5 protein-coding genes are annotated in these 6,321 nt (G+C 67.2%); 1 reads left to right on the top strand and 4 read right to left on the bottom strand.

What is annotated here, in order from left to right; translation table 11 throughout:
- Nucleotides 1-10: 10 nt before the first annotated feature.
- The 4 genes from ABIE56_RS13680 to ABIE56_RS13695 form a co-directional block, all read right to left on the bottom strand.
- The gene (locus ABIE56_RS13680) at nucleotides 11-928 is read right to left on the bottom strand and encodes an ABC transporter ATP-binding protein (protein WP_429244334.1); all 918 of its coding nucleotides are present in this window, start codon (nucleotides 926-928) and stop codon (nucleotides 11-13) included.
- Nucleotides 925-1,986 carry an ABC transporter permease gene (locus ABIE56_RS13685; RefSeq protein ID WP_429244335.1) on the bottom strand — a complete coding sequence of 354 codons (1,062 nt, stop codon included), beginning with the start codon at nucleotides 1,984-1,986 and terminating at the stop codon, nucleotides 925-927. The genes ABIE56_RS13680 and ABIE56_RS13685 overlap by 4 nt, the downstream gene beginning before the upstream one ends.
- 145 nt (nucleotides 1,987-2,131) lie before the next feature.
- Nucleotides 2,132-2,992 (bottom strand): glycine betaine ABC transporter substrate-binding protein, encoded by an 861-nt coding sequence (locus ABIE56_RS13690; RefSeq protein ID WP_429244336.1) that lies wholly within the window; start codon nucleotides 2,990-2,992, stop codon nucleotides 2,132-2,134.
- Nucleotides 2,993-3,125: 133 nt separating this feature from the next.
- Nucleotides 3,126-5,726 carry a TIM-barrel domain-containing protein gene (locus tag ABIE56_RS13695; RefSeq protein WP_429244337.1) on the bottom strand — a complete coding sequence of 867 codons (2,601 nt, stop codon included), beginning with the start codon at nucleotides 5,724-5,726 and terminating at the stop codon, nucleotides 3,126-3,128.
- Between the two features lie 150 nt (nucleotides 5,727-5,876).
- On the opposite strand from ABIE56_RS13695, the gene ABIE56_RS13700 reads away from it, so the two are divergent.
- Nucleotides 5,877-6,131 carry a CsbD family protein gene (locus ABIE56_RS13700; RefSeq protein ID WP_429244338.1) on the top strand — a complete coding sequence of 85 codons (255 nt, stop codon included), beginning with the start codon at nucleotides 5,877-5,879 and terminating at the stop codon, nucleotides 6,129-6,131.
- Nucleotides 6,132-6,321 lie beyond the last annotated feature (190 nt).

The raw sequence follows: 6,321 nt of genomic DNA on the forward strand, positions 1-6,321 counted from the left end.
TGCGAGCGCTTCACCGCGGCCTCGCGACGATATCGGCCAGCAGAATCGCACCGCCGCCAGCCACGGCCAGCCGGTCACGGCGCTTCTCCAGCATCAGGCCCAGTGCCTCCTGCAACGTGGCCTCGGGTGCAATAGCGTCACCATCGGCACGTTCATCCTGGCGCATGCTATCGCGCACGCAACGCACTGCCAGCTCACGCAGGTACGCACGCGTACCACCCACGAATTCATTGACGCGCTCGTCGGCCGGTGAGCGGATCAGCTCAAGCGGCGTGCCGACCTGGGCCAGGCGGCCATCCAGCATCAACGCCACGCGATCGCCCAGGCGGAAGGCTTCATCCATATCGTGGGTCACGAACAGGATGGTGGTCCCGGTGTCTTTCTGGATCGCCTTCACGCTGGCCTGCAATGACTCGCGCGTGAGCGGATCGAGCGCGCCGAACGGCTCATCCATCAGCACGATCTTTGGCCGTGCTGCCAGTGCGCGCGCCACGCCGACGCGCTGCGCCTGGCCGCCGGAAAGCGTATCCGGGTAGCGACCGGCCATGCCCGGCTCGTCGAGCTTCAGCCATGCGATCAACTCGGCCACGCGCTCGTCGATCTGCTGCTGGGGCCAGCCGAGCAGGTGCGGGACCGCCGCGATGTTTTCCGCGACAGTGCGGTGCGGAAAGAGGCCCACCGACTGGATCGCATAGCCGATCCCGCGGCGCAGCGTTTCAATGGGCTGCGTGGCAACGTCGTTTCCATCCACCCGCACCCGGCCACGATCGATGTGCGTGAGCCGGTTCACGGTGCGCAGCAACGTGGACTTGCCGGAGCCGGAGGGCCCGACCAGCACGAAGAACTCGCCGTCCTCCACCCGCAGCGACAGGTCCTCGATCACCACGTGATCGCCGAAGGCCTTGTGGACGTGGTCGAACTCGATCATGCGCGGCGTCCGGTAAAAGCCATCAGGCCCTGGAATAAAAGATCGGCGGCGAGCGCCAGCACGATGATCGCCAGCGTACCCAACAACACCATGTCCGTCGCGCCCTGCCCTATGCCCAGGAACACAAAGCGGCCCATGCCACCCGCGCCGATCAGCGCGGCGACGGCAGCCAGGCCGATCGTCTGCACGGCCACGATGCGCAGGCCGGCGAGCAGCACGGGCCAGCCGAGGGGAAGTTGAATGCCCAGCAGCACCTGGCCGCGGGTCATGCCCAGGCCACGCGCGGCTTCGCGCGCATCGGCGGGCACGGCGTCCAGCCCGGCCACCGTGTAGCGCACGACCGGGAGCAGCGCGTAGAGCACCAGCGCGAACACCGCCGGTGCCGCGCCGGTGCCGCCGAAGCCAAGCGCGCCCAATGCGGGCCATGCCCGCGCAAGCCATGCGAACGGGCCGATCAAAAGGGCGAACAGTGCAAGCGATGGCACCGTCTGCAGGAAAGCCAGTACACCCAGCACGGCGCCCCCGGCGCGGCGCTTACGCCAGGCGAGATAGCCAAGCGGCGCGCCGGCCGCCAGGGCGATGCCGAGCGTCACCAGCGATAGCATGACGTGCGTTGCCAGCGCATCGGTGAAGGCGCCGCGCTGGGCTTGCCACTCACGCACCAGCCCAAGGTCGCTGAAGGCGCCAGCCATGGCGCCCGCAACGCACGCCACCGCGATAAGCAGCCACGCGGCCGCGCGCCACGCGAGGCGCAGGTGGCGAAGGCGATCCAGCAGGAGCAAGGCGGCAGCCAGCCACATGGTCCAGAAGCCGGCACCGAGCTGGATACGCGTGGTGGGCGGCGCGTGCAGCAACAACCGTGCCGCGTCGTGGCCCGCCAGGAACGGCAAGCCGAGCGTGAGCAGGAGTGCGAACAGCGCACCGCCGCGCCAGAACCCCGCCGCGACCGTGACGATCCATGCAGCGGCAAGCAACGCGATGTGCGGGCTGGCGGGGTGGCCGCTCAACAGCCGGTTAGGTGCGACGTGCAGGAAGGCCATGGCCAGCGATGCGAACAAGCCCACGGCACCAAGCACAACGACCGGAAGCCGCCCCCGCTCGTGTAGGAGCGCGCTCGCGCGCGATGGCTGCGCCATAGCCGTCATACCGAATCACCGCTGCATGGGCTTATCGCGCGCAAGCGCGCTCCTACGGGAGGATGGCTCATCGGGTCAGGCCTTGTTCGCGCAGGTAGTCCGCGGCGACCTTCGAGGCATCTTCGCCGTTGATCTGGGTGCGGGCATTCAGTTCGCGCAGGCGCTCGACGGTCAACGGCGCAAACGCGGCCTCCAGTGCGCCACGCATGGCGGGGTACTGCTTCAGCACCTCGTCGCGCACCACGGGCGCAGGCTGGTACACCATCTCCACGTGCTTCGGATCCTCCAATACCACCAGGCCGGTCACGGCGATCGCGCCATCGGTGGAGTACACCATGCTGGCATTCACACCCGAGATGCCCTCCGCCGCGGCTTTGATCGTCGCGGAGGTATCGCCGCCCGCAAGCACGAGCAGCTGCTCGCCGTGCAAGGTGAAGCCATACGCTTTCTGGAACGCCGGCAACGCTGCATCACTCTCCACGAATTCCGCCGAGCCCGCGAGCAGAACGTTGGGGTTCGCCCAGCGCGCAAAATCCAGCAACGACTGCAGCTGGTTCGCCTCGGCCACATCCTTGCGCACACCGATCGCCCAGTGATTATCCGCCGGTGCCGGCTTCAGCCACGTCACGTGGTTCACCCGGTCGAGCGATGCCGCGAGCGCATACGCCTGCGCGGCATCGCGAAACGCCGCATCGTGCTCGCGGTGGAAGAAGAACGCCGCATTGCCGGTGTACTCCGGGTACACATCCAGGTCGCCGCCAAGCAACGCACGGCGCACGATCGAGGTGGGGCCGAGCTGGGTGTGGTCCACCACCGGGATGCCTTCGTGCTTCAGCACCTGCAGGATCACCTGGCCGAGGAAAGCGCCTTCGTTGTCGGCTTTGGAGCCGACGCGGATGGGCGTCTGGGCGTGGGCGCACCACGCCACCAGCAGGCAGACGATCGCGAAGACCCGTGTAGGAGCGCGCTTGCGCGCGATCCCAGGTCGCGATGGCCCGAGGTGGGGCGAGCACCCATCGCGTGCGAGCACGCTCCTACAGGTCAGCATAGGCGGGCTATGGTCATCGGCCCAGCAAGTCGGCGAAGGTGCGTTTGAACGCATCGTCGATCGGCGTGGCGTTGACGCTGGCGGGCAGGTTCCTGAAGCGCTCCTCGAATTCGGCCACGGCCTGGCTGAAACGTTCGGCGCGGCCTTCGCCATCGCCGTTCTCCATGGCATAGGCGAGCACGCGCGCGGCCTGCCCCGCCAGGTCCACGTCATCGGGCAGCGCGGAAATATCGCCCCACACCTGCTTCAGGTACAACACCGCATCGCGCGCGCGGCGCATGCGGTGCAGCAAGCCACTCGGCATGGAATGCTCTGGCGCGAACCGCGCGACGATATCCTGCGGCCGGCTCACCAGGCGCGGACCAAGGTCAACACGGATGCACAGCCATGCAGGATCGAACAACCAGGTGCGCGGTTGCGGTTCATCGCTGTATGGCAACACTTCGCCGTTGACCTCCACGCTCTCGGGTATACCGGCGTCGAGCAACTCCACCACATAGCGCCGCGTCGTCGGCCGCCCGGTGTAGTCGCCATCCATCGCATCAATACGAACATGATGCGCACGGTCGCCACGGCGGCTGCGTACATGCGTGCGTGCGAATTCACCGCGCTGGTAGCCCTGCGTGCTGCCATCGTCGTCGTACAGCGACGTGGCGCCTTCGTCGCCAGGAAATACCTGCAGGATCAGCGTATCCGGCACCGTGGCCAGGTTGCGCATACCCTCGGGATACAACGGCACCACGCTGCCCGGGCGCACGAAGATCGGGATCTCCTCGAGGTTGTACGACCGGGCCAGGATGCCACCACCCTCGTACGACTCCGCGCCATCGCGCGAGTACCACAGCCCCGGCGGTAGCCATACCGGAAACGGCACGGTGCCATCGGGCCCCACCTGGGTCGTCACCGGCGCCACCATGATGTCGTTGCCGAACATGTACTGCCCGGGGTTGGTGTACGCCTCTTCGTGTTCCGGCCAGTGGTAGTACATGGGCCGCACGATCGACAGGCCCGTATCGTACGCATCGCGCGCGGCACCGTAGATATACGGCGCCAGCTGGTAACGCAGGCGGATCGCTGCGAACACCGCATCGCCATACGGCGGCCCGAAGTGCCACGGCTCCTTGTGCAGGCTGGCTTCCTTCGCCGAGTGCGTGCGCAGCACGGGCGAGAACACGCCCAGCTGCATCCACCGCGCATACAGCTCCGGATCCAGATGGCGCTCCGGCCGCGGTATCGCCTTGTCGAAGGTATGCCCGCCGATATCGTGGCTCCAGTAGCCGTACAACACATTGGAGGCCATGGCGGTGAAATGCGGCTGGTACGCCAGCGAGATCCAGCTGATCACGCTATCGCCGGAGAAGCCGATCGGATAACGGTGGTTACCCAGGCCGCCCCAGCGGTGGTAGATCAGGCCACGCTGGTCGCTCTCGCGCTGCATCTCGGTGAAGAACACATGGTTGAGCCACCAGGTGTTCGATAACCCCGGGAACGCCTTCGATTCCTTCCACTGCTGCCAGTCCAGCCACCAGAAATCCACACCCTGCTTTTCCAGCGGAATGAGGATGGTGTCGAACAAAGCGCGCATGTACGGCTGCGAGGCGCCTTCAAACGGTACAGGCGCCTGGGTCGAGGTATCCCACGACAGCGCCTTCGCCATCGCTTCGTATTTTTCCTCGTGCGGCATCACGCCCGATGCCGGGTGCAGGTTGAGCGTGATGCGCAGGTTTTCGCCGTGCGCCCAGCGCATGAATGCCCTGGGATCGGGGAACAGGCTGCGGTTGAAGGTGTAGCCGGTCCAGCCGGATTGCTCACCAAACACATCGTGGTGTTCATGGCCCGGGCGCAGCGAGAGCCCCGGCGTGGTGTGCCAATCCATGTCCAGCACCAGCACATCCAGCGGAATGCGCTCCTTCTCGAACCGCGCGCCCAGCGTGCGCAGTTCCTCGTCGGAATAGTTCCAGTAACGCGACCACCAGTAGCCGAACACGAAGCGCGGCGGAATCGGCTGCGGCCCGGCGATCGCGGCAAAATCGGCCAGGGCGGCGCGGAAATCGTGGCCGTAGCCGAAGAAGTACCAGTCCTGGCGCTCACCTTCCGGCCGCGCCACCACCCATCCCGCCTCATCGATACCGAAGCTGGCGGTATCGTCGACCACGTGCCAGCCATCGCGCGCGATCAGGCCCTCTTCCAGCGGCAGCTTGCTGCCATCGGTCCAGGTATCGCCTTCATAGCGGTCCAGGGTGCGGTAGGTGCCACCCAGGTTCTGCTTCTGCACATTCCCCGGGTGCCAGCTGGCCTCATGGCCCGGGCCGCGGACGAGCATGGAGAGGTTATCGGGCGTGAAGCGGCCCGAATCCTTGATGTAGCGCAGGCGCAGCAGGCCGGTATCCACCTGCAGGGTGGCCTCGTCCTCGTCGATATGAAAAGGCGGCACCTCCAGCGCCCGGTGCACGACAACCTGGGTGCGGCGATCGCGGAACTGGCCGTCCTCACTCCATTCCAGCCGTATCAGCCGGGGCGTCAGCACGGTAAAGCGCACCGGTCCCCGCTCAATCGTGGCCTCGGGCCAGGCGGCAGCGCCAGCCTGGGACGGGAGGTCTTGCGTGGCTTCCATGGGCGGGCGCACCCCTTCATGACCAGAGGTGGACCATTATGACGCGTCGCCGCATGGAGTGCCGGTGAAGGCTTGACGTCGATTTGGCGATTCGTGCACTAACGGCCGGGCATGGTCACCCCCTGTATCCATGCACGAGGGAGAGAGCCCATGAACGAAGACCAGATCCGCGGCGCCGCCAATACCATCGGTGGCCGTGTGCAGCGCGCCGCCGGCGCCCTCACCGGTGACCACGACCTCGAAGGCGAAGGTGCGGTCCGCGAAGTTGCCGGCCGCGTGCAGCAGAAGGCGGGTGATGCGGTAGAGACCGTGCGCGATGCCGTCGCCCACCGCCCGCTCGGCGCCATCCTCAGCGGCTTCGGCGTCGGCATCCTTGTGGGCATGCTGCTGGCCCGCCGCGACTAATCCGGCGCGGCCGTCCGGTACGCCGGACCCAATATGTAGGAGCGGGGGGGGGGGGGGGGGGGGGGGGGGGGGGGGGGCGCCCCCGCGGGGCGGCCCCGCCCGCCGGCCGCAGTATATTAAGAAGAGGAATAGCCAAACGGGGGGGGGGGGGGGGGGGGGCGCGCGCGCGGGGGGGGGGCCCCCCCCCCCC

Source organism: Luteibacter sp. 621 (assembly GCF_050435445.1).
Classification (GTDB): Bacteria; Pseudomonadota; Gammaproteobacteria; order Xanthomonadales; family Rhodanobacteraceae; genus Luteibacter.